A 25,552-nucleotide genomic window follows, 5' to 3' on the forward strand; every position below is an offset into this window, starting at 1 on the left:
ATTAATGCATGATTTGCAATTCATCAACTTCCATATCAATACGAGATGGATTTTTCTGCAGCCAACGTAGTCGTAGACTAAGTAAAATAGCAGAGGTAGTTAAACCACCAATAAATCCAATCCAGAAGCCATATACGCCCATAGGTTCAATAATCCAATCCGTCATACCTAGGATATAACCGGAAGGCAAACCAACAATCCAATAAGAGACAAACGTACACTTAAAGATTGCCGTCATGTCTTTATAGCCACGAAGTGCACCAGCGGCGACAACTTGTACAGCATCTGTACATTGGTAAATCACAGCTAAAAGCATCAGACTTACAGCCAGCTCAACCACTTCTTTATTATCTGAGTATAAATACGCAATATTTTCACGGAAGATGAAGGTTAATACTGCGGTACAACATGCCATCATCAGACCAAAAGCGAGACCACAGAAGCTTGCAATCTTTGCCCCTTCAAGATCGTTTTCACCTAGCTTGTGACCAACGCGAATACTAACGGCAATCGCGATACTCATTGGCACCATAAAGATCAACGATGAGAAGTTAATCGCGACTTGGTGCGCAGCAACAACGATTGAACCTAATGGTGAAACAAGTAGGGCAACCGCTGCAAATAATGTCACTTCAAAGAAGATAGAAAGAGCAACAGGAAGGCCGAGTTTAAATAGACGGTAGATCTCTTTTGCTTGTGGCTTATTCCATGTTTCATATAAATTTACACGACGTAATTTAGGCGCAATAAACGTATAGATAACCATGGTGATAAACATTAGCCAATACACGATTGCCGTTGCAACACCACAACCCACACCACCTAATGCCGGCGCGCCCATTTCGCCATACACAAACATCCAGTTTAAAGGTACGTTAGCTGCAAGACCGATAAAGCCGATGATCATTGCTGGTGTGGTTAAAGACAAACCTTCACAGAAGCTACGTAGCGCTTGGAATAATAAAAACGCAGGAGCAGCCCATAGTACCGCATGTAAATACCCTTGAGTCTTTTCAAATAACTCAGGTTCCACATCCATAGCCGCAATAATAAAGCCTGCGTTATAAAGGATAAGCATAATCGGTACAGAAACGATTAACGCTAAGTAAATACCTTGGTGGATTTCAAATGGAACTTTTTTAGATTTTCCTGAGCCATTCAATTGAGCAACTACAGGTACAAGCGCCATTAATAAGCCAACACCAAATAATACTGATGGAAGCCAAACACTTGCTGCAATTGCCACTGCTGCCATGTCAGTTGCGCTTACGCCACCAGCCATAACGGTATCAACAAACCCCATGCCTGTCTGAGCGACACTCGCAATTAGGACTGGTGTTGATAATTTAATTAATCGAACGATTTCTTTTTGGTATCTGTGCACTGATTCACCGTACAAATTTTTAGTATAAAAAGGGCATTAATGTATTAAAGAGCATAAATGCGAGTTCATTTTGCGCTAGTAGCTATCGCAAAAGAAAATTGGGTCTGATTGAGTGCTTTGAACAGAGAGAACTGTTAAAGGTAAGCAGAAAGTGGACAGTATATAGATTAAGAGAGACTTCACAAAATGAAATATTCAACGTATCGTAGATATTTTTAAAATAGCTAAAACCAAATAAAACAACTCAATGTATTTAATGGTATTGATAGGAGATAATGATGTTTACTGGGATTGTTGCAACAACTGCAAAAGTAATTGAAATAATTAAAAAAGAAAAATTTCAAACCCATGTAGTAGAAATTCCTGCACCGTATCATCAAGGTTTAGAGATTGGCGCGTCTGTTGCTCATAATGGGTGTTGTTTAACCGTAACTAATATTAATGGGCATCTTATTTCTTTTGATTTGATTGAAGAGACACTGCGTTTAACCAATCTTGGGTTATTAGAAGTAGGGCAATTTATTAATATTGAGCGTGCAGCTCGCTTTGGTGATGAAATTGGCGGTCATTCAATGTCTGGCCATATTGTTGATGTGATGACGGTGAGAGAGATTAATCAAACGACTGAAAATTGCCAAATTTGGTTTGATGTTGCGCAGCAATGGACTAAGTACATACTGCATAAAGGCTACATTGGGGTTGATGGTATTAGCTTAACCATTGGTGATGTTGATGAGAAAGGCTTTAACGTTAATTTGATCCCTGAAACGTTAGAAAGAACCAATTTAAGTGGTCGTGGTATTGGCGATAAAATTAACTTAGAAATTGATCCGCAAACACAAGCAATCGTAGATACGGTAGAGCGAGTGTTAGCGAATCAATAATGAGTTAAAGAAATGACTTAAAATAGTCCATCTTCCTCATTATTCGTCGTCAGATTTACAGATTGGTTTTGAGGGTTTATCTCCATCGTGAATTCAATTGCTCGATGACAAGATGGACAGTCATCATAAACGGTTTTATTTGATTGCTTGTGGTCAATAAGCATATTAATAGCGTGTTGACAGTTTGGGCACTGTATATTTTGATTTGTGTAATTATTCACAACAAACTCCTTATTATTGTTCTGCAATTACGAATATGTACTTTGGTGTATCTTCATTCATAGTAGAAAAGAGAGTTGGTTTTTGAAGTGAATTAAGTGAAAAGATTGATGATATCGACGTTTTTTTAATCTAGATTAATAAAAAATGAGATGGTGAGTACCATCTCATGTATTACATTATTTATTTTTATTTAGGTCAAGTTTATCAATTAGCTGCTGAGCATGGAGCATATACTCTCCACCGAACATAGAGCAGTGATTTAATACATGATAAAGACTATATAAATGCTGACGAGTTTCAAAGCCTTCTGCTATAGGGGTGATCGATTGATATCCTTCGAAAAAGCTGTCCTGAAATCCACCAAATAACTCTGCCATTGCAAGGTCACATTCAGGATCCCCCCAATAAGAAGCAGGATCATAGCTGATTGGGCCTTTAACACTCAGTGCAATATTTCCGTGCCAAAAGTCACCATGTAATAGAGCTGGTTTAGGCTGATGATTACGTAATATGTGTTTTGAATTTTTAACTAAGGTTTTTATATCACCAAATTCCATGCCTTTTTCATGCAAAAGTTGCAATTGCCAACCAATGCGCTGCTCGGCGAAGAAACAATCCCATCGACGGTGCCAGGTATTAATCTGTAATACATTACCTAGGTAATTATCGCAATCAAAGCCGTATTCAAGCTGATCTCCCCATAAATGATGGTTAGCAAGGCTAACACCGAGATCAAATGAGGTGAGTTGGTCCATAGGCTTTGTTGGTAGAAAATTGAGAACTAAAAATGAGTGCTCTTTAGTCGTTCCAACATGAAGAGGCGATGGGACAAACATATGGTCTGATTGGTCAAGCTGATTGAGGCTTTCCGCTTCGGTTTCAAAAATAGGGAGTTCTGCACGCTCATTGACTTTAATAAAGTAGCGCTGAGCACCATCACTGATCATGTAACAATCATTAATCTCCCCACCATTTACAGCTTCACGTTCAGAAATGATAAAAGGGCGACCCGTTACATCAGAGATTTGTTGAGCGATAGCTTGCCACATAATTGCCTCTCTTGAATATCTGAAAATTACCTAACTAAGCATAGTGTATTCTTAATAAATATCTGTGAAGTAAGGCAAAAAATTACTTTCAATATTATAGTAATAAGACAAATCAATAGATTTACAAGAAGAGAACAATCTGCGGGCGTGGTTTGAATTGTCAATGTAAAAGGAAAGTATTTGAGAGTTATTCTCTATTTTGATAAATTACCAATAAGAGCTTGTGAAAAATGAGCATTTATAATTATAACGAACTATTACTAACGGACAGACTATGATTGTCAATACAGAAGGTTACCATGCTCTTATTGAGTATCTAACAGAACACTTAGCGATTTTTGCAAATCAGCAAGGTGACACTGGTGAAGAGACAGTAGAAGATATTGTAACCGATTTAATTGCTTCTAATTTAATGACGGTATTTGCACAAAACCCAGAATTGGATGCAGATGTTCGATTTACGTTGTTACGTGAAGCTGATGCGGTAGTTGCAGATTTAGGTGAAGTACTTGCTGGTGCTTGGGTTCAAAAAGCGACTAATGAGCAAGTGATGTTTCTCGATGATTACATCGGCCTGATTAAAAATCTATTTGATAGCGCTTTCAAATAACGTCTAATCGCATAAATGCATTGATTATGAAGCCAAATAAAATACGACTAAATATAGTCATTATTTTATTTGGTTTTTTACTTCTATCTTTTCAATAACGCCTTACAGAACTCGTCTAACTTGCCAGAATGCTTTTTTCCAATAAGGGTTATCTAGGCTTGAAATGATCACACCTTTCGATGTAGATGCATGCATAAACTCTCGATTTCCAATATATACGCCTACATGCCTTACTTTTACGCTAGTTTTAAAGAAAATAAGGTCGCCTTTCTTAGCATTCGATAAAGAGACCTTCACGCCAGTTTCAACTTGATACTGTGTCGTTCTTGGAAGCCATTGTTGATGCAAACTACCGAGTGCATCTTGTGTGAAAGCCGAACAATCCACGCCTTGCTTGCTTGTACCACCATATTTGTATGGGACACCTTGCCATTCTTGAAAATAGTCTTGATACCCATCAGACGTCGATAATTGAGGGTGTTGAGTGCTAATTTCTTGTTTTGTAAGCTGTGGCTCAGAAGGGGAGGCACAACCAAATAAAGTGAGTAAAGCAAAAATAGAGATAAAATGGCGAGTCATGTTCAATCCTAGATAATAAAACCAACCTTACTATTCTGACTTATCTCTATAGAAAAAATCAATATTAATAAAAGTAAGCCTATATAATCATTGATATTGTAAATGATTATCGCCTAATGTTAATTGTAAGTTTTATGTTTTGGTGAAACTATGGTTATAAACACTACAAATGAAATATTTTGTGACATTTTGAGCTTTTAATGATTTTTACAATCGTGTAACCTTTGCGTGAATTTTGGAAGTACTTACTTTTAACTAAAAGACACATAATTTAACCATTTGTTTCAGAATGGAGTGTTTTTAATTATAAAGAAAGACAAAAACAAGGAGTTACAGATGAGTTCGTCTGCATCGCAACAACATAATCAACAGCAGCCAAAAAGGCCGTTGTTCACACGTTTTCTTGATTCAGTAGAATATTTAGGAAATCTATTACCACACCCAATTACTCTGTTTGCAATCTTTTGTGTGGCAATTTTAGTTTCATCAGGCATTGCTGGCTACTTTGAACTATCAGTAATGGACCCTCGCCCAGAAGGGGCAAAAGGCCGAGCCGCTGATGGTATGATCCACGTGGTTAGCCTTTTCAATGCTGAAGGTTTACAGCTTATCGTTACTAACCTAGTGAAAAACTTTGTCGGTTTTGCACCATTAGGTACCGTTCTTGTTGCAATGCTTGGTGTTGCAATCGCTGAGCATTCAGGCATGTTATCTGCTGCAATGCGCGGCATGGTAATGGGCGCGTCTAAGCGTATGGTTACAGTAACGGTTGTATTTGCAGGTATTATTTCAAATACGGCATCTGAGCTTGGTTACGTAGTACTTATCCCACTAGCTGCAATGCTTTTCCACTCACTAGGTCGCCACCCGTTAGCAGGTCTTGCTGCGGCGTTTGCTGGTGTATCAGGTGGTTATTCTGCAAACCTTCTAATCGGTACGGTTGATCCACTGCTTTCTGGTATTACAGAAACAGCAGCACAAATGATTGACCCAACTTATACAGTTGGTCCTGAAGCAAACTGGTACTTCATGTTTGTTTCTACATTCTTTATCGCAATCACTGGTGCGTTTGTAACAGAGAAAATTGTTGAGCCAAAACTTGGTAAATATAACGATGAAGAAGCGTCAGAAGATTTATCAAATGATAAGATGGGTAAGCTAACTGCTATTGAGAAGAAAGGTCTTAAATTTGCAGGTGTTGCTGTTCTTGTTGTGAGTGCACTACTTGCATGGACGATAGTTCCTGAAGATGGTGTATTACGTTCAGCAACAGGTACGGTTGCAGGCTCACCATTCTTGAAAAGTATTGTGGCATTCATCTTTGTATTCTTTGCGGTTCCTGGCTTTGTTTACGGTAAAGTTACTGGTTCAATGAAGAATGATCGTGACGTAATCAATGCAATGGCAACATCAATGTCTTCAATGGGCATGTACATTGTTCTTGTATTCTTTGCTGCACAGTTCGTTGCTTTCTTTAAGTGGACTAACTTTGGTCAAGTAATTGCGGTTGGTGGTGCGAGCTTCCTACAAGATATCGGTCTTACTGGCCCAATGCTATTCTTCGCATTCATCTTAATGTGTGGCTTCATTAACTTAATGATCGGTTCAGCATCTGCACAGTGGGCAGTAACAGCACCAATCTTTGTTCCAATGTTAATGCTAGTAGGTTACGCACCAGAGACAATTCAAGCGGCTTACCGTATTGGTGATTCAACAACGAACATCATCACACCAATGATGAGCTACTTTGGTCTTATTCTTGCTGTAGCAACACGTTACATGAAGAATTTAGGTATCGGTACACTGATTGCAACAATGTTACCTTATTCAATGGTATTCATGTTTGGTTGGAGTATCTTGTTCTACCTATGGGTATTCGTATTCGGTCTACCAGTAGGTCCAGGCGCAGCAACATTCTACACGCCATAGTTGGTAATAGAATAAGCGCTTAGTTCTGAGTATATAATTAGAGCTAGATATATAAATTAAAGGCGATCTTCGGGTCGCCTTTTTTGATCGTTCGTTTTTGTAATGCGATTGCTTATTTGAGCAGAGCAAGGATAATGGCTGGATGATGAGTGGTAATGTGTGGTTCTATGCGCCTTGATAAGTTTATTTGTAAAAGTACAGAATTAACGAAAACCCAAGCGGTTGAGTTGATTTTAGAGGGAAGAGTAAAAGTAAATGGTGACACTGTCACACTTGAATCAACTCAAGTTCATGAGAATAATGACATTACTCTTGATGGAAAAGAGTTAGTCGCTCGACCTTTCCGTTATCTGCTAATGAATAAGCCAGCCGATACTATTTGTTCGAATATTGATGAAGTTTATCCTTCTTTGTTTAATTACATCAATGAGGGCAATAATACTGAGCTTCATATTGCTGGGCGTTTAGATGCAGATACAACAGGCTTGGTGCTAATAACCGATGATGGCCGTTGGTCTTACAATATTATTACTCCAGCGAAGAAGTGCGAGAAAGTTTATCGTGTGGGTTTACGAAATCCAATCTCAGAAGATGCTGTTGATATTTTTACTTTTGGTGTTCAGCTACAAGGAGAATCGCAGCTGACTCGACCTGCTAAATTAGAAATAGTAAGCGAGAAAGAGGTATTATTGACGATTACAGAGGGTAAATTCCATCAAGTAAAGCGCATGTTTTCCGCTATTGGCAATAAAGTGATTTCATTACATCGAGAAAAAATTGGTGAGGTTATGCTGGATGTTGAGGTAGGAGAGTGGCGCTATTTAACAGATGCAGAAGTGACGTCATTTAAACAGTAAATATCTCTTTGAAGAGATGGTACTGTTAGCGTGAAAACAGCAATGAGATACCCTGAGAGTACCTCATTGCGATATGATTATTTCTTTCTAAATGGTTGAGTCAGCATTTTATCTAAATGTTGTTCTCTTGTTTTTCTAAATAACCCGAGCCCAATTTTCATCTCTTCATGCCCATCTCTTGGCTTGACTAAATAGGTGTTTCCAAAGCGATCCCAAATAGATAAAAAGAAGCCATAATTATTATTCATTTCAGTAACATGAATGGAGTGGTGAACTCGATGGAAATCAGGCGTAACAATAATTGAGCGTATGTAGCGATCTAACCCTTTTGGAATAAATAGATTACTGTGATTAAACATAGCGCTGATGTTTAACAGGATCTCAAACAGAATAACCGCTTCAACAGGGATCCCTAATAAACCAATAGCCGCAATCTTAATCAGCATAGAAATAATGATTTCGATAGGGTGGAAACGTGTACCAGTCGTGACATCAATGTCTTGATCAGAATGATGCATACGGTGTAAGCGCCATAATAGAGGGACACGGTGAAAAGCACGATGTTGCCAATAGATTAACCAATCTAACAGTAAGATGGATAGAAGCCCTGTGAGAAACTGTGGCGTGTTTAGGTAATAAAATAGTCCCCACTGTTCTTGATTTGCAATTAAAGCAGCATCAATCGCCAATAAAGGCAGAGCTAGGCGTAAAATAAAGCTATTAAAAAAGACTAAGCCAATGTTATTAAACCAGCGAGTAGATTTTTTTTGAGTCAAAGCTTTGCGCGGCCATCGGTATTCAGCCAAGGCAAAAATGATGAATGCAACGATAAAACACCCCAACCGAAGGGGGTTACTGTATTCAATCCAGTTAATTTCCATTAGGAATTCTCTTATAGAACTTGTTATTACTTATACTGTAAGTAAAATGCGCTTTTTTTTCCATATAAATAGCTTGGTTATTGCAAATGCGTATTCACAAAGTCCATCAATTACATAAAGAAAGATTAGCACGTTCAACAAAACCCTTTAATGCGCGTGGTGCTAATGTGAACCGTTGTGAGTATTGCCAAGTTCATCAAGACTACTGTATTTGTGAGTATCAACCTGCAGTTAACTCTAATGCTGCTTTCTTACTTATTATGTTTGATACTGAAGTTCTAAAACCTAGTAATACTGGAAAACTTATTGCAGATTTAGTACCTGAAACCCATGCGTATTTATGGTCTCGTACAGAGCCAAATCCAGATATGTTAGCGTTATTGCAAGATGAATCATATCAACCGTTTGTTATTTTCCCTGAAGAGCAAATTGAAAATAAAGCGCTAGTCACTAATGATATTGTGATTACAGAAGGCAAAATGCCTTTATTTATTTTACTTGATGGAAGTTGGCGTGAAGCAGGCCGTATGTATCGTAAAAGTACTTACCTACATAAATTGCCTGTCCTGTCTTTTAATCGTGAGCATTTATCTAGCTACATTATGCGTAAGGCCTCAAAAGATCACCAGCTATCAACGGTTGAAGTGGCAAGTTTGGTGTTGGATTTATTTGGTGAAAAAGAGAACGCAAGACACCTTGAATGTTGGTTTGAATTATTCCGTGAGCATTATCTTTACAGTAAGCGACCAGTAAAAGGGGCTGAACGAGGAATGGGCTTAAAGAATTTGATTGAATTTCGTACAGAACTGAAAGAAAGCAACCAAATCTAATGGGGTTTTGAGGTTCATTTCACACAAAATAAAAGGTAATTCCGCCTAGGTCACAGTCTGTATTTATATAAATTAGGTAAAATAACACCATAAAAATTTAAATAGATTAGGACAAGGATACCTTATGTACTACGGTTTTGATGTAGGTGGCACAAAGATTGAATTTGGTGCGTTTAATGAAAAATTAGAGCGCGTTGTCACTGAGCGAATTCCAACACAAACGGAAGATTACACATTATTGGTTGATGATATTGCAGGTTTAATTGCAAAATACGACGCTGAATTTGGTGTTGAAGGTAAAGTCGGTTTAGGTATTCCAGGAATGGAAGATGCTGAGACAGGCGCTTTATTAACAAGTAATGTTCCTGCTGCTAAAGGTCAATTTCTACGTAAAGACTTAGAAGCAAAGATCGGTCGTTCAGTAAAAATCGACAACGATGCTAACTGTTTTGCGTTATCAGAAGCGTGGGATGAAGAATTAAAAGATTCACCATCAGTAGTGGGCCTAATCTTAGGTACAGGTTTTGGTGGTGGTTTGATCTTTGATGGTAAAGTATTTTCGGGTTATAGCCATGTAGCCGGTGAATTAGGACACTCTCGCTTACCAATCGATGCATGGTTTCACTTAGGTGATAAAGCACCATTATTAGAGTGTGGTTGCGGTAATAAAGGTTGTATTGATAATTACCTTTCTGGTCGAGGCTTTGAACTGCTCTATGCTCACTATTATGGTGAAGAAAAGAAAGCGATTGATATCATCAAAGCGAATGAAGCTGGTGATGAAAAAGCGGTAGAGCATGTTGAGCGTTTTATGGAATTATTAGCAATTTGCTTTGCTAACCTGTTTACTTGCTTTGATCCGCACGTGGTTGCACTTGGCGGTGGCTTATCTAACTTTGAATTGATTTATGAAGAGTTACCAAAGCGTCTACCAAAACATTTATTATCTGTAGGTCGTGTGCCTCGTATCATTAAAGCGAAACACGGCGATTCAGGCGGTGTACGTGGTGCGGCGTTCTTAAATATTAAAGAGTAATCTTGACTCAATATTTAGAATAGAAAATGCAGATACAAAAAGAGCCTCATGTTGTTTGTTATTACTAACAGGTAAACAAAGGCTCTTTTTTTGTGCGGTTTAAACTTAAAAAGAGAAGTGAACTAGAAGTTATAGCCTAGGTGTAAACCGAAGAAAATTTCTTTATCGCCAAAATCAGTACCAACACTACCTAAATATTGGTAACCATAATCACCGTAGTCAGCAGAGAGGTGAATATCCAGTGCTTGGTTAGTCCAACCCAGTTTATTTTCAATGTTTAACCCTGTTGAATCTTCGAAGACCATATCTAGAATGATGTCTCCACGGTAATACATATCACCAAATAAGAATAGGCTACCAGCATTTAATGACAAACCAGAGTTATCAGTCTCAAGTAAAGGTTCATTTGAAGAGGTATTAAAGCTCTTATAAGCTAAGCCAATGTTGCTACTACCAAAACCAGTATCCATAACAAAATTACCACCAAGGGTAAGAGTGCTTCTATCCAGTGTGAGACCTTGCTCGTCTAATGGCTGAATATTATATGAACCATAAGCGTTAAAGTTTTTACCACTAAACTTACCACCAATAGATAAATCTGAGTCAGCAGTCGGATTATCAGCATACCCCAGAGTTATCGCAGCAGCGCCAAGAGATATTTGTCCATCAATAGCCATTCGTGCATCTCGTGCATTACTTTCCATTGATTTGGTTGTTGAAATACTAACGTTATTTCCGGTAAAACGAGGGTCTTGAACATGGAAATCATTAGCAAAAGCCGCAGATGAAATAAAACTTAAAGCAGCAGTTGAAATTAGTAGATTATTTTTCATTGTAAACCTTATATATAATGTTATTTATAGTTATGCCTTAATTAACATTAAGGCATAGATAGATTAAATTATAATTATAATTCACTCAATATTCGTATATTTTATAAATACATACTTTAAGTTTATTTACTTTATAGTTTTCTATTATTACTGATGATTTGTTAAATTATTGTCTTTATTTAGACTGTGGTATTGATTTTGCTTATTTATTTCAATGTATCTATTCATATTTTATTCGCTGAGTGAAATTAATTATTACAATCAGAAATAAATTAAATTTATTTTTTAAAATACCAGACCTAAATATAATCCAAGTGATACATTCGGATCGATAGTTATATCATCTGTGAATTCGGAGTACATATAATAATGGATGCTAGCCCCAACTAGAACGTTATCATTGAGATTAAACTCATTAGCAAGGCTTAATCCATAGCTCAATGAATCACCATTAGAGCTATATTTCATTAAGCTACCATTAGAGATGTCATAATCATCAATCTTTAAGAAGGAGTAGCCTAGTTGAGCACCTAAGACTATGTTTGAGGTAGAGATAGATATTATATGGTCGTAGCTAAGATTAAGGGTCTCTAAGGTTATACTTAAATCTTCTTCTTTTATTTCATAGTCGGTACTTGGCTTGTAATTCATAGATATTCTATTGCTCTTATTTATGTATAGCCCAAGAGATAAATCAAGTGATGAGTCATGTTTGAATTTTATATTTGTATTGTCAATTCCAATAGGGCTTCCATAATTCCCACCGACTTTAATAAATGGGGCATCTGCGGATAATATTGAAATAACAGTACCTATATCCCTAACTAATGTGTCTGATACATCAGCGTTTGAGTTAAAAGATGTAGGTATTAATATTGATAAAAGATATGCGTATTTATTTTTCATATGTAGTTCTTAATATTTATTGGTTGTATTATAAGGTTAATCTTCCATAATTTAATTTTCCAATTAATATTTTTATTATATGTTACTAAATATTTTTTCATTGTTGAAATTACTTATTATGAATAATACCATCCGTTTTTTATTAAGGAATTATCATGTGAAGAAGCTATTGTTAATATTTATAATTATATACTCCAATAATATTAGAGCATCTAATAATCAATTAATGATATATACAGGCCAAAGCTCAAGAAGCTCAGGTCTAGAAGAATTGTATACAGTTAAATTGCAATATAGCCAGCCAAATGAGTTTTTTAGAATCCCAGGGCGTAGGAACATTGAAGCTGGATTTTTTGCTTTTGGTGAGCATGAATCAAATCTAGATGAAAATAATCAGTTTATTGCTGGTTTATCACAAGATCTGTACTTATTAAATTCACCTTTTCTTTATGCTGGTGCAGGGTTAGGTGGTTACATTAAAAGTAAATCGACAGAAAGGATTAGCTCTAAGGTAACATTCGGACAAAAAGTGTTTATTGGTGTTAACGTAAATAGAGTGAATATAGAGGCGTACTTTCGTCATTACTCTAATGGAACATTGACGAATAAAAATGCAGGACAAAATTTTGTAGGCTTGGCTGTCGGTTACTATTATTAAAAAGAGCCTCATGTTGTTTGTTATTACTAACAAGTAAACAGAGGCTCTTTTTTGTTGTGCTGCTTAACTAAGATTAAGTAGTTAAAGTTAACTACTAATTAAGCACAGCATTTTTTGTATTTTTTACCGCTACCACAAGAACAAGGTTCGTTGCGATTAGGTGTTTTTTCAAAGCGAGTTGTTTTTGGTTTATTTAAAACACCGTCAAGCTCAAGAATATTTTCTTCTTTTTCAGCATTCACTTCGATGTTGGCGAATAAGCTGTGCTCAGTAAGCTGCGCTTCAATTTCAACTTTACGCTCTTCTGTTTGAACAACTAAAGTTAGTGGTGCTTCTTCAGTACCTAACTTAACGTCACGTTTAGTGTTAAAACCAGAAAGAACGTGGTTTTGACGAGTTTCGATACGACCTTTGAAGAACATTTTAGACATCTTGGAGCCTTATAATTTTTGAACACAGTATTTTAGGCACTTTATACCATCAAAGAGCCTAGCAATAAACTAGAATAAAGCTCTAAATATAATTAAGACAGAGTCTGGTGTCAGTATTCATACTTTCCTTGCTGTTCGAGGATTAGTCGACGATCCTTTTCTAACTGTTGGCGTAACTCTTCTTCAGTTGGTAGTTCTGTTATATATTTAGAAGCGAAGAGTTGTTCACTCTCATTGAGGACTGAATATTTTGCTACCGTTTTATTGTTTTCAGTACACAGTATTAAGCCAATAGTAGGGTTGTCATCACTACGTCGCTTTTTTTCTTCATACATTCTTACATACATATCCATCTGACCTACATCCTGATGAGTCAATTTATGCATTTTTAGATCAATCAGTAAAAAGCATTTTAGATGAAAATTATAGAAGACGAGGTCGATGTAATAGTCACCATCATCTGTTGTAATGCGTTGTTGACGTTCAACAAAAGCAAAACCTTTTCCTAATTCAAGTAGAAATTTTTTGAGGTTATCAATGAGCCCTTGCTCTAGTTCATTTTCTTGAAGAGAGTCGGTCGGTAAACCAAGAAAATCAAAAATGTAAGGATCTCGTAGATAGTTTTTTGCTGATACAGCAAGAGCATCAGTGTGTTGCTTGGCTTCATTTAAAACAGGTTTAATCGCTTTATTATCAGCTTGGCTAGCCAATAAGCGTTCATAATAGAGGGTACCAATTTGACGTTCTAGGGCTCGAGCAGACCAAGATTGTTCAATAGATTCTTGCATATACCATTGACGAGCTTTATTGTTTTCGATGCGAATAAGGATACGGTAATGAGTCCAACTCAATTCGGTACGCACTGCGTTCCGAATTGGAAACGTCTGATAAAAACTTCGCATATTACGTAGGTTACGAACATCAAATCCTTTTCCAAACTCTTTAGTTAAAGAAAGTGATAATGCTTTTAGAGTCCCTTTGCCGTATTCAGCTCGGCTTTGTCCTTGTTGTTCATCTTCAACGATCAAGTGTCCTATCCGCCAATATGTTTGAACCATCGTTGAATTAACAGCTTGAGCAACGTGTTTATGGCTGCGGTTTAATACATCTCGAATACTGTCTAGTAATACGTTTGATTGTGGTATTAATGGCTTAGTCATAATGTCCTCGTAGCTTTGAAATAATAATAATTTTGGTAATTATCGGCTCATTCATATTGATTAAATCATTTAATTACATTGGGATAATGAAGGATTGCTCTTGAAAATATATAAGCTTCTCTTTTGATTGTTTTAGAACAAAGCAAAAACGAGACTGAAGTCAGAAAAGATAAGAAATAGAATGATAAAAAAGCCCCACAAACGTGAGGCTAGATTCGATATTGTTTAAGAAAGATACACAGTGTTATACCCGTGAGTTTAACGGAATAATTGTTACCTTCTGACCAATATCTACCGACTCAACTGCAGGTTGCACCTCAATTAAGCAGTTTGCTTCGCTCATTGAGCGTAAGATACCAGATCCTTGTTTACCAGTGGTTACCACTTCCATTTGACCATTTTGGTTAATCGAGTAAATGCCACGGCTGTATTCAGTTCGGCCAGTGCGAGAGCGGATAAACTCTTTAGCGATTGCCGTAAAAGTCTCAGGTTTCCAGTTATCTTCACCTTGAAGTTTACGTAATGCAGGTTCAACAAACTGTAAGAACGCCACCATTACCGCTACAGGGTTACCCGGTAAACCAAAGAACGGAGTATCACCAATATGACCAAAGGCAAGAGGGCGGCCAGGACGCATATTTATACGCCAAAAGTTAATATTGCCCAATTTATCTAAGATCGTTTTGATGTAATCGGCATCACCAACCGAGACACCACCAGAAGATAAAATCATATCCGCTTGTTGTGATGCTTGAGAAAGCGTTGACTCTAAAGCGACTTCACTGTCTTCAATGATGCCAAAATCAATCACTTCACAGCCGATCTTCTGCAATAACGCCGTCAACGTGAAGCGATTTGAGTCATAAATCGAATTGGTTTTTTGTGCTTCACCCGGTGCTTGAACTTCATCACCAGTAGAGAATATAGCAACTTTTGTTTTTGTGATAACAGGGACAGAAGCAATGCCTAAAGACGCAAGCATACCCACTTCAGGAGCCGTAATACGTGAGCCTTTAGCCACACAGGTTTGGTCGATAGCAAGATCTTCACCTGCTAGACGAACGTTTTGGCCTTTACGAATGCCAGATTTTCCTGTATCAAAACGAACTTGATTGCCTTCTTGAGTTGCTTGTTCACGCATGATCACGGTATTACCATTTTCAGGCACTGGTGCGCCCGTCATGATTTTCGCCGCTTCACCATGTTGAAGAGGGCGATCGTAACTGTGACCAGCCATGATCTCGGCAACTACGGTGTAGCTTTCACGCTCTAAATCATCACCACAAATCACATAACCATCCATCGCTGAATTATTATGCTGAGGAACATTGATCGGCGATAAAATATCTTGAGCCGCTAATGTATTAATGGATTCAACTAAAGAGACATTGTTTTGTGAGTTTAGTGGTGTGATGGCCTCTAAAATCTTAGCTCTACCTTGACTAACAGATAAAAACGCAGGTGATAATTCATCGCAGTTAGCGGATAGATCACTTTGTTGTTTATGTTGATGCTGTTTAACGTAGTCAACAATGAACGCAGTGATAGCATCAGTATTGTTGATGTCCATTTGAGGCAGTTCTGATTCAGCTTTTGAGTCTGCTGCAATCGCAATGATGTTATCATCTTCTGGGAAGATCCACGGCTTACCGACTTCATCACGGTGTAATTCAATCTTGGTGTATGGCAGTTGCTTAAAACCTTCAATAAGAATCAAATCAAGTTCAGTTTGATCTAACTTATTGATTAGTTGCTGACAGGTAGTTTCTTCATCAGGCGTTTCAGTAATTAATGCATTACGAAAACGAGAGCTGATCAACATTTGGCTCGCACCAGCTTTACGTAAACGGTAGCTGTCTTTGCCTTCTTGGTCGATATCAAAATTATGATGTGCGTGTTTGATGACTGCGACTTTTAGTCCCATTTCATTAAGTTTTGGTAATAGCTTTTCTAATAATGTGGTTTTACCTGTGCCGCTATAAGCAGCAAAACCCAATAAAGGGATAGACGCAGTCGTTAAGCTCATAATAAAGGTCCAAATTGTTCGAGTTCTTGAGGGCTATTCAAATTGATAAAAGCATTTGGGTAATTAGAGAAATCAGCAAAGACGGTATTACACTCTTTGTATAATAGAATAATTTTTCTATCACCGCGCGCTAAGAAAGCATCAATTTTAGGAATAATGCGTTTGTGCATTAAAGTTACAACCGGTTGCATGTATTCGCCATCATGAGCGACTACAATGTCAGTATCTTCTTTTACCGCATCACACAATAAAGCAACAAGGTTGTCAGGTAGGTTGGGGGAATCACAAGGAATAAAACCAACCCAATCAGAATTCATATTGATTAAACCAGAATGCATTCCGGCCAATGGCCCTGGGTAATCGCTAAACTGGTCAGAAAACGTGACGCCGTAACTTGTGTATTGTTCAATACTGCGATTAGCGTTGATGGCAATCTGATCGGTTTGAGGCGTTAATATGTCTATTGCATGTTCGATGAGTGGTTTATTTTTAAAAGCGACAAAACCTTTATCTTGACCACCCATACGACGAGCTTGTCCGCCCGCTAAAATTACCCAACTAGTTTGCTTTGGCTGGAGCATACTTATCCTTGCTAACAATCACTTTTAATGGGGTTGATTCTATCAGCTTTGCGTCTGAAATGGTCCATTGACGATGACAAATTTCAGTTAAGGCATTGGTTTGGTGACTGGTTACTACAATACTAGAGCCACGTTCGAGTAGATCTTTGGCCATAATAACCAGTAACAGGATAGATTCTTGGTCAACGCTCGCACTTGGTTCATCCATCAGTAAAATAGACGGTTTTAGTACCCAAGCTCGTGCCATAGCAACACGTTGCTTTTCACCACCAGATAAAACAGAGATATGTTCATCGGCTAAGGTTTCTAACCCAACCATGCGTAACGCATTGATTACCATGTGACGCTTCTCAAGCTTATTCATGGTGGTGTATTTCATGCCATAAATAACGTTATCGAAAACAGTCCCATCAAATAAAAATGGGTTTTGATGCAGGTACACAATTTGATTATTGCCTGAGCGACCAAACAAACGTGCAGTCCAGTGTGGTTGATTAAGGTTAAGCTTACCGGTTGTTGGGTTTTGTAACCCAGATAAAATCTTAAGTAATGTTGTTTTACCTACGCCATTAGCACCACGTAAATAGACAGATTCTTTTGGCCCTAATGATAAATGTGGGATGTGAAAAAGCACACGATCATTAAATCGCATCGATAGATTATCGGCAGTAATTCTTATTGTCATTTTTTATGCCTACTAAGTACGTAAATACCCTTTACCACGAGTGATAGAGAGTAAAAAGTTTAACACCAGAGCTAAAATTAATAGCACCATACCAAGAGCAACCCCTTGAGCAAACGCACCTTTTTGGCTTTCCATAGCGATTGCGGTTGGAATGTTTCGTGTAGCATTAAAGATGTTACCGCCGACCATCATAGAGCAGCCGACTTCGGTGATAATTCGAGAAAATCCAGCAATGATAGCGGCAAGAATAGGAAACCGTGTTTCCCAAATTAAGCTACCAAATGCTCGTGGTAACGAAGCTCCTAGAGTAAATGCAGTTTCCCATACTCGTCGATCACTGTGTTGAAATGCGCCGTGCATCATCGCGACCATAATAGGGAAACAGATAAACATTTGACCGATGATCATTGCTTCTTGAGTAAAAAGCAGTTGCCAATCGCCAAGAGGTCCAGATCGAGAAAGAACCATATACAGCAATAAACCAATCACAACAGTAGGTACAGATTGTAACGTGTTAATAATAGAGAGCAGTAGCCACCGCCCAGGAAATGAACCATATGCAAGCGCAAACGCCAGCAAGAGGGCAGGTAATAACACAACTGCCATTGCAAACAATGAGACAGAGAATGAAACACCAACAATGCTCCACAATGCAGCATCACCGCTAAACAGTAATTGAATGGCTTCGTGAGAGGTGGCTAAGATAGTCATGGATTATTTAGCGTCCGCAGTGAACAATTTTTTACCACTAAGAGTAAAGCTATCGATCATTGCTTGGCCTTTGTCACTTATTAACCAATCACTGAATGCTTGAGCACCTTTTGTATTTAGGTTGTTGTAACGCTCAGGGTTAATAAGAATCACCTGGTAAGGGTTAAATAGACGCTTGTCGCCTTCAACCATGATCTTAAGGTCAAGTTTGTTCTGGTAAGCTAACCAAGTACCACGGTCTGTTAATGTGTAAGCTTGTAGCTCAGAGGTCATATTCAATGTTGGTCCCATACCTTGGCCAACGGCTTTGTAGCCACCGAAGTTTGGTTCAATTTTCGCTTGAGACCATAAGATTAATTCTTTTTTGTTTGTACCTGAGTCGTCACCGCGAGAAACGAAAGTAACGTCTGATTCTGCCATCTTCTCAAATGCAGTAGTCACGTCTTTCATACCGTGGATGTGTGCAGGATCAGCTTTAGGGCCAACAAGAACAAAGTCGTTATACATTAATGCTTTTGGATCAACGCCATAGCCTTTTTCAACAAAGCTTGCTTCCGCTTTAGGAGCGTGTGTCATTACTAAATCAACATCACCGTTTTCGCCCATTTTTAGCGCTTTACCTGTACCTGCTGCCAATACTTGAACTTCATAGCCAGAATCTTTTTTAAATTCAGGCAATAGGTAATCAAGTAAACCAGAGTGGTAAGTACTTGTTGTTGTCGCTAGGCGTACAATGCTTGCGTCATCCGCATATACGTTAGTTGCCGAAAAAGAACCAAGAGCCAGTGTAGCCATCACTGTAAACGTACTGATTTTATTGTTCATGTTATATCCATGTAGTGTTATTAAAATTACTGCAAATGCAATAAATGAATAGACTCATCGGCTTTAAAGCAATCATTATGCCAGAAATCATACTGATAAAATTATCTTTAACTTAATGATATTTAACCGATTAATAGGCATTTTGACATAAAAACCCTACAAAAAATGTGACTAGGACAAAATGTCTCATACGAAAGGATACATTTTGTAGAATTAAAGGTAGAATAAGTAGGACATTTTGACCCACATCTCTCGTTAAAGCGCATAAATTAGGAAGCTCTATGGTCTCGAAATCAGATTGGAATGCATTTTCAGTACTTGTTGTTGATGATGAAGTTGGTATGCAAACCATACTAAAAAAAGCATTAAGTAAACAATTTGGACAAGTTCATACCGTTGGAACTATTGAAGATGCCGAAGCTATTCGTCAATCTCACCATCTTGATTTGATCATTCTTGATATCAATTTACCCGGTCAAACGGGATTAGAGTGGCAGGAAAGTATTGCCAGTGACTCGCGAAATTATGACGTTATATTTATGACTGGGTACGCAGAGTTAGATACTGCAATTCAGGCGTTGCGTTTAGGTGCTGCTGATTTTATTTTAAAACCGTTTAATCTTGAAAATATGCTGCAAGCGGTGAAGCGCTGTATGGATCGTCGTTTAGTTGAGAGAACCAACTTTGCATTACAGCGAGAAGTGGAAAAAAACAACCCAATTGAAATGATCGGTAACGCTGAAAAAACCATAGAATTAAAGCAAATGGTTGCTCAACTTGCACCATCAAATGCCGCCGTATTAATTGAAGGTGAATCGGGTACAGGTAAAGAGCTTGTGGCTCGTGGTTTACACCAATTAAGTCACCGTAACGGCCCGTTTGTTCCTCTTAACTGTGGTGCTATTGCACCTGATCTTCTTGAAAGTGAACTGTTTGGTCATACATCAGGGGCGTTTACTGGGGCTAAAAAAGGACGTGAAGGATTATTTAGAGTCGCTAACGGTGGAACTCTATTTTTAGATGAAATTGGTGAAATGCCCATTGGAATGCAATCGTCCCTTCTACGTGCCTTAGAGCAGAAAGCCATTCGACCTGTGGGTTCTGAAAAAGAAATCCCTGTTGATGTTCGTATCGTAGCGGCAACCAACCGAAATCTTCTTGAAGAAGTTGAAAAGGGTAATTTTAGAAAAGATCTCTTCTATCGCTTGAATGTCCTTACTGTTTCACTGCCAGCCTTGCGTGAGCGCAAAGCTGACTTGGCCTGCTTAACCGAGCATTTTTCCCACATGATCGCGAAAGAAATGGGGTTAAAACCAATTCACTGGGCACATGAAGACATCGTTGCTATGGCTCACTATGATTGGCCCGGGAATATTCGTGAGCTTAAAAATATGATTGAGCGTTGTATTTTACTCGGTAAACCGCCAGTAGAGCACTGGTCTAGTTTACAAGGTGACACGCCACTGCACCAATCACCTAATCAAGAGCCGATTTTAAATCAAGAACCAACGGAATGTACTTGTATGCCAGAAATGGATGAATACCCAGATCAGTGGACATTAAAAGAAGTTGAAAAGAAGCACATAATTACGGTTGTAGATTTGCATGACGGGAACAAGTCAGCGGCAGCAAGGCAACTAGGTGTTGCTCGTAAAACACTAGAGAGAAAATTTAAAGAGTGGAGTGAAGAGATCGCATGATGTTATCTCCTCTTTTATGGAAACGTAGAATCAAAACCATGGTGAGATACCGTTTATTGTGGTTAAACTCTGTTCCTTTATTTCTCACATTGCTTGCTTTAGTGATTATTACTGCGTTTTGGTCGGTGCATTATACGTGGCAAAACGCACTCAATGATGTAGGAAGCAAATTATCCGTAGCAAACAACAGTATTGATTTTTTACAGCAAGAACAAGGCGCGGAACTCCATAGTTTTGTTGAATCTTATCAATTCCAAATAAGATTAAAAAATAATGATCCACAACTTCAATATTGGGCAGAGAACCAAGCAGATAATTATAACTCTGACTTTATTGTTGTTCATCCTGCTAACTATATTGAACATTTACCAGAGTCATCAGTTAAAGCATTATCATTAGGAATATCGCGTACCTTTTTTCAAGTAATGAGCAATGTTGATTTATATAACATTAGTCCTCAATTGAGTACTCGAGTTCAGGTGATTAATAAGAATGATGGCAGCATAGAAAAGCGTGGATTAGTCAGTAGAACGTTAATTCCTATTTTTAGTGATGACGGTAACTTAGCGTGGATAGTTGATAGCGGTATTCTTCTAAATAACAGTACATTTTTAGTCGATCGAATCAGAGATCTTATCTATCCAGAGGGAGATTTAGCGTCGGATAATTATGGAACGGTAACTCTATTTCTAGACGATTTACGTATTAGTACCAATGTCCCACTGCATAATGACTTTGCGAATAAATCACTTAATCAGGGACGAGCAATAGGCACAAGTGTCTCAACTGTCGTAAAAAAGAGAGTGATTGAAAAGGGAGAGCGTTGGGTTAATCGAGCTTATGTATATAACGATTGGTATATCTCTGCTTATCAACCGATAAAAGACATGAACAATAATGTGATTGGAATGCTATATACCGGTTATTTAGAGTGGCCGTTACTTAAGCAATACTTACAGAATTTAGTGGAAGCTGGGGTAACCATACTCATTACTTTATTGTTATCGACTATTTTTGTGCATCGTGGAGCAAGAGATCTCTTTCAACCAATTGAAAAAATTCACTATGTGGTGAAGTCAGTGCAAATGGGTAAAGATGTTCGTATTGGTGAGTTGGGGTTAGATAATAGTCACGAACTTGCGAGCCTGGCACAACAATTTGATAATATGCTCGATCAGTTGCAACAGAGAAATATAGAGATCCAACGAGCATCAAAAAATTTGGAATCTAAAGTTGAATCTCGTACCGCCAGTTTGCATGAAAAAACCATTGAACTAGAGCAATACATTAAGTTATTAAAACAAGCGCAAGATAAGCTCATTATGAGTGAAAAACTGGCCTCTCTTGGTGAGTTAACTGCAGGGATCGCTCATGAAATAAATAATCCAACCGCGGTAATTTTAGGTAACGCGGAGTTGATTAAATATGAGTTGGGAGAGGGCGCTGAAGTTATTTCAGAAGAGCTTGATGCGATAATGGAGCAGATAGATCGAATTCGTAATATCACGCGCAGTCTGTTGCAATATAGTCGACAAGGTGGAATTCAAGATCAAGTCACTTGGCAGTATATTAATCCAATTATCGAAGAGAGTGTGACGCTCGTGAGAACAGGAGCACACAAGCGAGATATTGAGGTAGAGTTTGATTTTGAGCAGCCACCGCGAGTTGAGGTTAATCGACATCATTTGTTGCAGATCTTAGTTAACCTGCAAATGAACGGTATTCATGCGATGAACAGTAAAGGGAAATTGATTATTCGTAGTCGTACTTGGTGCGAAGAAGGTAAAGAACGAGGTGCGATTATTGAAGTTGAAGATTTTGGTTGTGGCATGTCATCAGAACAATTAAATCGGATCTTTGACCCATTTTATACCACCAAACGAGACGGTACCGGTCTTGGTCTTTCTGTTTCGCAAAGTTTATTAAGTCAAACCGATGGAGAAATAAAAGTGCGCTCACAGCTTGGTGAAGGTTCTACGTTTATTATTTATTTACCAATAAAATCAGAGCATCATCAATTCGATAATTTGGTTGGATAAAAAAGAAACAGGAAAAATGTTATCCGCTTCACAAAATATGGAACAACTTTAAAATTTGTACTTTTTATAGCCATAATGTTTACGAAATTCGTTGATATTAAGACGACGATATAAGATAGTTAGCACGTCCGGTTATGACCCCGAACAGTACTAAATTAAGCCACATTCTGAGACGTGTGGCTTTCCTTTTTCTTCTCCTTTACTTCTTGTTTTATCTATTCTTTTCTAGATGTATCCATTCTTTTTTTAATTAAAAAATCTAATCAATAATGACGATATTATCAGTCTGATCTGTATGTAATTGAGCTTTGTTTTGTTCGATAAGTTGAACTGCGTGAGAGGGAGTAACTGCATGAAATTGTCCTTTCATACGAATACATGACGCTTCCCAAGCATAATCTCTATATAAGCCCGTTTGAGTATATTGAATAATCACTTTCATTTTAATTCTCCTTTTAGATTGAACAGCTATTGAGCTTGTTAACAATAGTTTGAGTGAAGATGATGTGCTACAGCTAAAAATGCAACATTAGTTTTACAAAATAAAGAAGGCGTTATTTTTCTATCGAAGTGATTTAGCTCTTTAATTATATATATGAACCCAAAATGAATAATGTGCTCACTAATCATTAAGATACGACCCTGTATTCTTACTCCTAAGTTAACGAATGAATCTACTTGGAGAATAATTATGAGCCCATTAAGCATTGTAATCATCACATTAAATGAAGAAAAACGAATCGGTCGTTTATTGGAAGATTTAACAAAACAAACAAATCAAAACTTTGAAGTGATCATTGTTGATTCAAACAGCGAAGATGCCACATGTGAAGTTGCTCAGGCCTTTGCCGCGAGCATTCCTGATTTAACGATCCACAAAATGGATAAACGTGGTGTTAGCCTAGGTCGTAATACTGGCGCATCACTCGCTAAGCATGAACGCTTATTATTTTTAGATGCAGACGTAAGCCTAAAAGCGGATTTTCTTGAGAGAGCAGCAACACAATTAGCTGAGAAAAAATTAGAAGTCGCTGGTGTGTATATGGGCTCTAAAGGGCTTCCTATTGCTCATCGAGTAGGCTACGGCTTATTTAACTTAGGTTTATTTGCTACTCAATTCACTTTTCCAACCGCCGTTGGTGCGTGTATTTTCTCAACAAAGCGTGCGCACAATGAATTGCAAGGTTTTGATGAAAACATCACCTTATGTGAAGACTGCGATTATGTGAAACGAGCAAGTCAAACCTGGCGTTTTCGATTTTTACCAATGACGTTTGAGTTTGATCCACGTCGATTAGATCAAGATGGTTTATTTACGATGGGAGCTACGTATTTAAAAGCTAATATTCGTCGCTTTTTCTTTGGTGAGATGCGCAATAATGAGATGGAATATAAATTCGGTCATTATTCTGAGCAAAAGTAACCAGCATAGGTAAGCGTGCTTATGTATGATTCTATGGCATTATTTACGGGCGCATTATTGGATGCGCTCATAGGGCCAAATTTATTTGTGCCGGGTGAGCCGTTCTTAATTGCAGCCGGTTTTCAGCTTCATCAAGGAGTTTGGGCTGGCGTTATTGCGGTATTGTTCGGTGGTCTTATTGGTGATCAACTCAGTTATTGGATTGGACGTCGCTTTGGCCGAAAGGCTCAGACACGATTAATGAACTGGCAACCAAAAATTCGCCGTCCCATTGCTCGCTGTCGCTTGTTACTTCAAAGAAAAGGTAATTCGGTCTTACTGTTTGCTCGCTTATTAGGACCAGTGGCTTGGATCGTTCCCTTTATCGTTGGTGTAAATAATATCGAGTGGCGACGGTTTTCATTGTTTGCATCTATTGGATTACTACTTGGCGTGGGTCAATTTGTCTTATGGGGGTATTTACTCTCTTATGGGATTGATGCCTTTCCGTGGATGAGTGATATGACACTATTTGTCACCGAGCATAAACAATCAATAGTGACCTTGTTACTGATAGTTATTTTTTTCATGATGGCAAAGAAGTTTCAATGGAAAAATATTGGCAAGAAATCAGTAGCAGTAGTTGTGAGTGCTATTATTTATTTGAATTATAGTCATTTTTTTTGGGTTGCTGATGATGTAATAGAAAAGCCAATTCCTGCACCATTGCATTTTGATGAAACAAAAACATCTTTCAAAGCTTTCCCTGGAGTGTCTTCGTTTTTTGATGCGCAAGCGGTTAATATCGCACTTATTGGCCATCATCCTCAATCGATAATGGTGCAATTAGGTTGGATTGAGAATAAAACATTTTCTCGTGATGATATTGAATTTGTTGATTATCTTTCACTGATTAAGAATAAAACACCACCGGTTTCTGATCTATTTTGGAACGGGCGGATACAAGATATGGCATTTCAATTACCGGGCGATTTATTAAAGAGAAGTCATATTCGGTGGTGGAGTGCAGGTAAGAACGGAAATAATGAACAAGTATGGTTAGGAGCACTAAGTTACGATGATGGGTTAACGATTACCGCTTACCGAGGTATTGTGACTATGTTACATAGCATTGATCCGAATGTAGATGAGGAAAGAGAACGGTTAAAAACGAGTATTGATACTCTTTTTCTCGATTTAACGACCTTAAATATAGCTTATGCAGAACCGATCACTGAAGATGAACAACATGATTACTATTCTGATGGAAAGATACTGGTCATTGGTTCATCACAGAGTTTACTCATCGCAAATAATTAGGGTCGTTTTGACCC

26 protein-coding genes are annotated in these 25,552 nt (G+C 37.9%); 11 read left to right on the forward strand and 15 right to left on the reverse strand.

Annotated features, from left to right (window positions below):
* Position 1: 1 nt before the first annotated feature.
* Positions 2–1,384: an MATE family efflux transporter gene (locus ED622_RS12590; protein ID WP_122034535.1), complete on the reverse strand. Its 1,383-nt coding sequence runs from the start codon at positions 1,382–1,384 to the stop codon at positions 2–4.
* Between the two features lie 278 nt (positions 1,385–1,662).
* On the opposite strand from ED622_RS12590, the gene ED622_RS12595 reads away from it, so the two are divergent.
* Positions 1,663–2,268, forward strand: a complete 606-nt coding sequence (locus ED622_RS12595; RefSeq protein ID WP_122034536.1) for a riboflavin synthase subunit alpha — start codon at positions 1,663–1,665, stop codon at positions 2,266–2,268.
* A gap of 17 nt (positions 2,269–2,285) precedes the next feature.
* On the opposite strand, the gene ED622_RS12600 is transcribed toward ED622_RS12595, so the two are convergent.
* Together ED622_RS12600 and ED622_RS12605 are read right to left on the reverse strand one after the other, a co-directional pair.
* Complete coding sequence (locus tag ED622_RS12600; protein ID WP_122034538.1) at positions 2,286–2,489, reverse strand: CPXCG motif-containing cysteine-rich protein; 204 nt, start codon at positions 2,487–2,489, stop codon at positions 2,286–2,288.
* A gap of 177 nt (positions 2,490–2,666) precedes the next feature.
* Positions 2,667–3,539, reverse strand: coding sequence for a fructosamine kinase family protein (locus ED622_RS12605; RefSeq protein WP_122034540.1), 873 nt, complete (start codon positions 3,537–3,539; stop codon positions 2,667–2,669).
* A gap of 274 nt (positions 3,540–3,813) precedes the next feature.
* Here ED622_RS12605 and ED622_RS12610 point away from each other — a divergent pair, with 274 nt between their 5' ends.
* A complete protein-coding gene (locus ED622_RS12610; RefSeq protein ID WP_122034542.1) occupies positions 3,814–4,149 on the forward strand; it encodes a DUF3802 family protein in 336 nt (111 codons plus the stop codon).
* Positions 4,150–4,251: 102 nt separating this feature from the next.
* On the opposite strand, the gene ED622_RS12615 is transcribed toward ED622_RS12610, so the two are convergent.
* The gene (locus tag ED622_RS12615) at positions 4,252–4,728 is read right to left on the reverse strand and encodes a C40 family peptidase (protein ID WP_122034543.1); all 477 of its coding nucleotides are present in this window, start codon (positions 4,726–4,728) and stop codon (positions 4,252–4,254) included.
* 336 nt (positions 4,729–5,064) lie between these two features.
* Between ED622_RS12615 and ED622_RS12620 the strand changes: the two genes are divergently transcribed.
* Both ED622_RS12620 and ED622_RS12625 read left to right on the forward strand, forming a co-directional pair.
* Positions 5,065–6,657 carry an AbgT family transporter gene (locus ED622_RS12620; protein ID WP_122034545.1) on the forward strand — a complete coding sequence of 531 codons (1,593 nt, stop codon included), beginning with the start codon at positions 5,065–5,067 and terminating at the stop codon, positions 6,655–6,657.
* A gap of 167 nt (positions 6,658–6,824) precedes the next feature.
* The gene (locus ED622_RS12625; RefSeq protein ID WP_122034547.1) at positions 6,825–7,514 is read left to right on the forward strand and encodes a pseudouridine synthase; all 690 of its coding nucleotides are present in this window, start codon (positions 6,825–6,827) and stop codon (positions 7,512–7,514) included.
* 77 nt (positions 7,515–7,591) lie between these two features.
* Here ED622_RS12625 and ED622_RS12630 read toward each other — a convergent pair whose 3' ends face one another.
* Complete coding sequence (locus tag ED622_RS12630; RefSeq protein ID WP_122034549.1) at positions 7,592–8,395, reverse strand: sterol desaturase family protein; 804 nt, start codon at positions 8,393–8,395, stop codon at positions 7,592–7,594.
* Between the two features lie 86 nt (positions 8,396–8,481).
* On the opposite strand from ED622_RS12630, the gene ED622_RS12635 reads away from it, so the two are divergent.
* The gene (locus ED622_RS12635) at positions 8,482–9,225 is read left to right on the forward strand and encodes a tRNA-uridine aminocarboxypropyltransferase (RefSeq protein ID WP_122034551.1); all 744 of its coding nucleotides are present in this window, start codon (positions 8,482–8,484) and stop codon (positions 9,223–9,225) included.
* Between the two features lie 124 nt (positions 9,226–9,349).
* Positions 9,350–10,261: an N-acetylglucosamine kinase gene (gene nagK, locus ED622_RS12640; protein WP_122034553.1), complete on the forward strand. Its 912-nt coding sequence runs from the start codon at positions 9,350–9,352 to the stop codon at positions 10,259–10,261.
* A gap of 122 nt (positions 10,262–10,383) precedes the next feature.
* Here nagK and ED622_RS12645 read toward each other — a convergent pair whose 3' ends face one another.
* Entirely contained in the window at positions 10,384–11,094 is a 711-nt protein-coding gene (locus ED622_RS12645) for a hypothetical protein (RefSeq protein ID WP_122034554.1), read from the reverse strand.
* A 285-nt stretch (positions 11,095–11,379) separates the two neighbouring features.
* On the reverse strand, positions 11,380–12,000 hold the full coding sequence (locus ED622_RS12650; protein ID WP_122034556.1) for a porin family protein: 621 nt from the start codon (positions 11,998–12,000) through the stop codon (positions 11,380–11,382).
* A gap of 157 nt (positions 12,001–12,157) precedes the next feature.
* Here ED622_RS12650 and ED622_RS12655 point away from each other — a divergent pair, with 157 nt between their 5' ends.
* A complete protein-coding gene (locus ED622_RS12655) occupies positions 12,158–12,658 on the forward strand; it encodes an acyloxyacyl hydrolase (protein ID WP_216822081.1) in 501 nt (166 codons plus the stop codon).
* 98 nt (positions 12,659–12,756) lie between these two features.
* On the opposite strand, the gene ED622_RS12660 is transcribed toward ED622_RS12655, so the two are convergent.
* From ED622_RS12660 to ED622_RS12690, 7 genes are all read right to left on the reverse strand, one after another.
* The gene (locus ED622_RS12660) at positions 12,757–13,089 is read right to left on the reverse strand and encodes a PBPRA1643 family SWIM/SEC-C metal-binding motif protein (protein ID WP_122034560.1); all 333 of its coding nucleotides are present in this window, start codon (positions 13,087–13,089) and stop codon (positions 12,757–12,759) included.
* Positions 13,090–13,199: 110 nt separating this feature from the next.
* A complete protein-coding gene (locus tag ED622_RS12665; protein ID WP_122034561.1) occupies positions 13,200–14,249 on the reverse strand; it encodes a YhcG family protein in 1,050 nt (349 codons plus the stop codon).
* Positions 14,250–14,493: 244 nt separating this feature from the next.
* The gene (locus ED622_RS12670) at positions 14,494–16,275 is read right to left on the reverse strand and encodes a bifunctional molybdopterin-guanine dinucleotide biosynthesis adaptor protein MobB/molybdopterin molybdotransferase MoeA (RefSeq protein WP_122034563.1); all 1,782 of its coding nucleotides are present in this window, start codon (positions 16,273–16,275) and stop codon (positions 14,494–14,496) included.
* Positions 16,272–16,856 carry a molybdenum cofactor guanylyltransferase MobA gene (gene mobA / locus ED622_RS12675; protein WP_122034565.1) on the reverse strand — a complete coding sequence of 195 codons (585 nt, stop codon included), beginning with the start codon at positions 16,854–16,856 and terminating at the stop codon, positions 16,272–16,274. Before mobA ends, ED622_RS12670 begins: the two co-directional genes overlap by 4 nt.
* Positions 16,834–17,541: an energy-coupling factor ABC transporter ATP-binding protein gene (locus tag ED622_RS12680; RefSeq protein ID WP_122034567.1), complete on the reverse strand. Its 708-nt coding sequence runs from the start codon at positions 17,539–17,541 to the stop codon at positions 16,834–16,836. Before ED622_RS12680 ends, mobA begins: the two co-directional genes overlap by 23 nt.
* A 12-nt stretch (positions 17,542–17,553) precedes the next feature.
* Entirely contained in the window at positions 17,554–18,252 is a 699-nt protein-coding gene (locus ED622_RS12685; protein ID WP_122034569.1) for an ABC transporter permease, read from the reverse strand.
* Positions 18,253–18,255: 3 nt separating this feature from the next.
* Positions 18,256–19,077 carry a substrate-binding domain-containing protein gene (locus ED622_RS12690; RefSeq protein ID WP_122034571.1) on the reverse strand — a complete coding sequence of 274 codons (822 nt, stop codon included), beginning with the start codon at positions 19,075–19,077 and terminating at the stop codon, positions 18,256–18,258.
* Between the two features lie 281 nt (positions 19,078–19,358).
* Between ED622_RS12690 and ED622_RS12695 the strand changes: the two genes are divergently transcribed.
* Together ED622_RS12695 and ED622_RS12700 are read left to right on the forward strand one after the other, a co-directional pair.
* Positions 19,359–20,777: a sigma-54 dependent transcriptional regulator gene (locus tag ED622_RS12695; RefSeq protein ID WP_122034573.1), complete on the forward strand. Its 1,419-nt coding sequence runs from the start codon at positions 19,359–19,361 to the stop codon at positions 20,775–20,777.
* Positions 20,774–22,816, forward strand: coding sequence for a cache domain-containing protein (locus ED622_RS12700; protein ID WP_122034575.1), 2,043 nt, complete (start codon positions 20,774–20,776; stop codon positions 22,814–22,816). The genes ED622_RS12695 and ED622_RS12700 overlap by 4 nt, the downstream gene beginning before the upstream one ends.
* 259 nt (positions 22,817–23,075) lie before the next feature.
* On the opposite strand, the gene ED622_RS12705 is transcribed toward ED622_RS12700, so the two are convergent.
* The gene (locus tag ED622_RS12705; protein WP_122034577.1) at positions 23,076–23,258 is read right to left on the reverse strand and encodes a hypothetical protein; all 183 of its coding nucleotides are present in this window, start codon (positions 23,256–23,258) and stop codon (positions 23,076–23,078) included.
* 249 nt (positions 23,259–23,507) lie between these two features.
* Between ED622_RS12705 and ED622_RS12710 the strand changes: the two genes are divergently transcribed.
* Both ED622_RS12710 and ED622_RS12715 read left to right on the forward strand, forming a co-directional pair.
* A complete protein-coding gene (locus ED622_RS12710) occupies positions 23,508–24,239 on the forward strand; it encodes a glycosyltransferase (protein WP_122034579.1) in 732 nt (243 codons plus the stop codon).
* Positions 24,240–24,260: 21 nt separating this feature from the next.
* Positions 24,261–25,538, forward strand: coding sequence for an LssY C-terminal domain-containing protein (locus tag ED622_RS12715; RefSeq protein WP_122034581.1), 1,278 nt, complete (start codon positions 24,261–24,263; stop codon positions 25,536–25,538).
* Positions 25,539–25,552 lie beyond the last annotated feature (14 nt).

This window comes from Aliivibrio sp. EL58 (assembly GCF_900312675.1).
Taxonomy (GTDB): domain Bacteria; phylum Pseudomonadota; class Gammaproteobacteria; order Enterobacterales; family Vibrionaceae; genus Aliivibrio.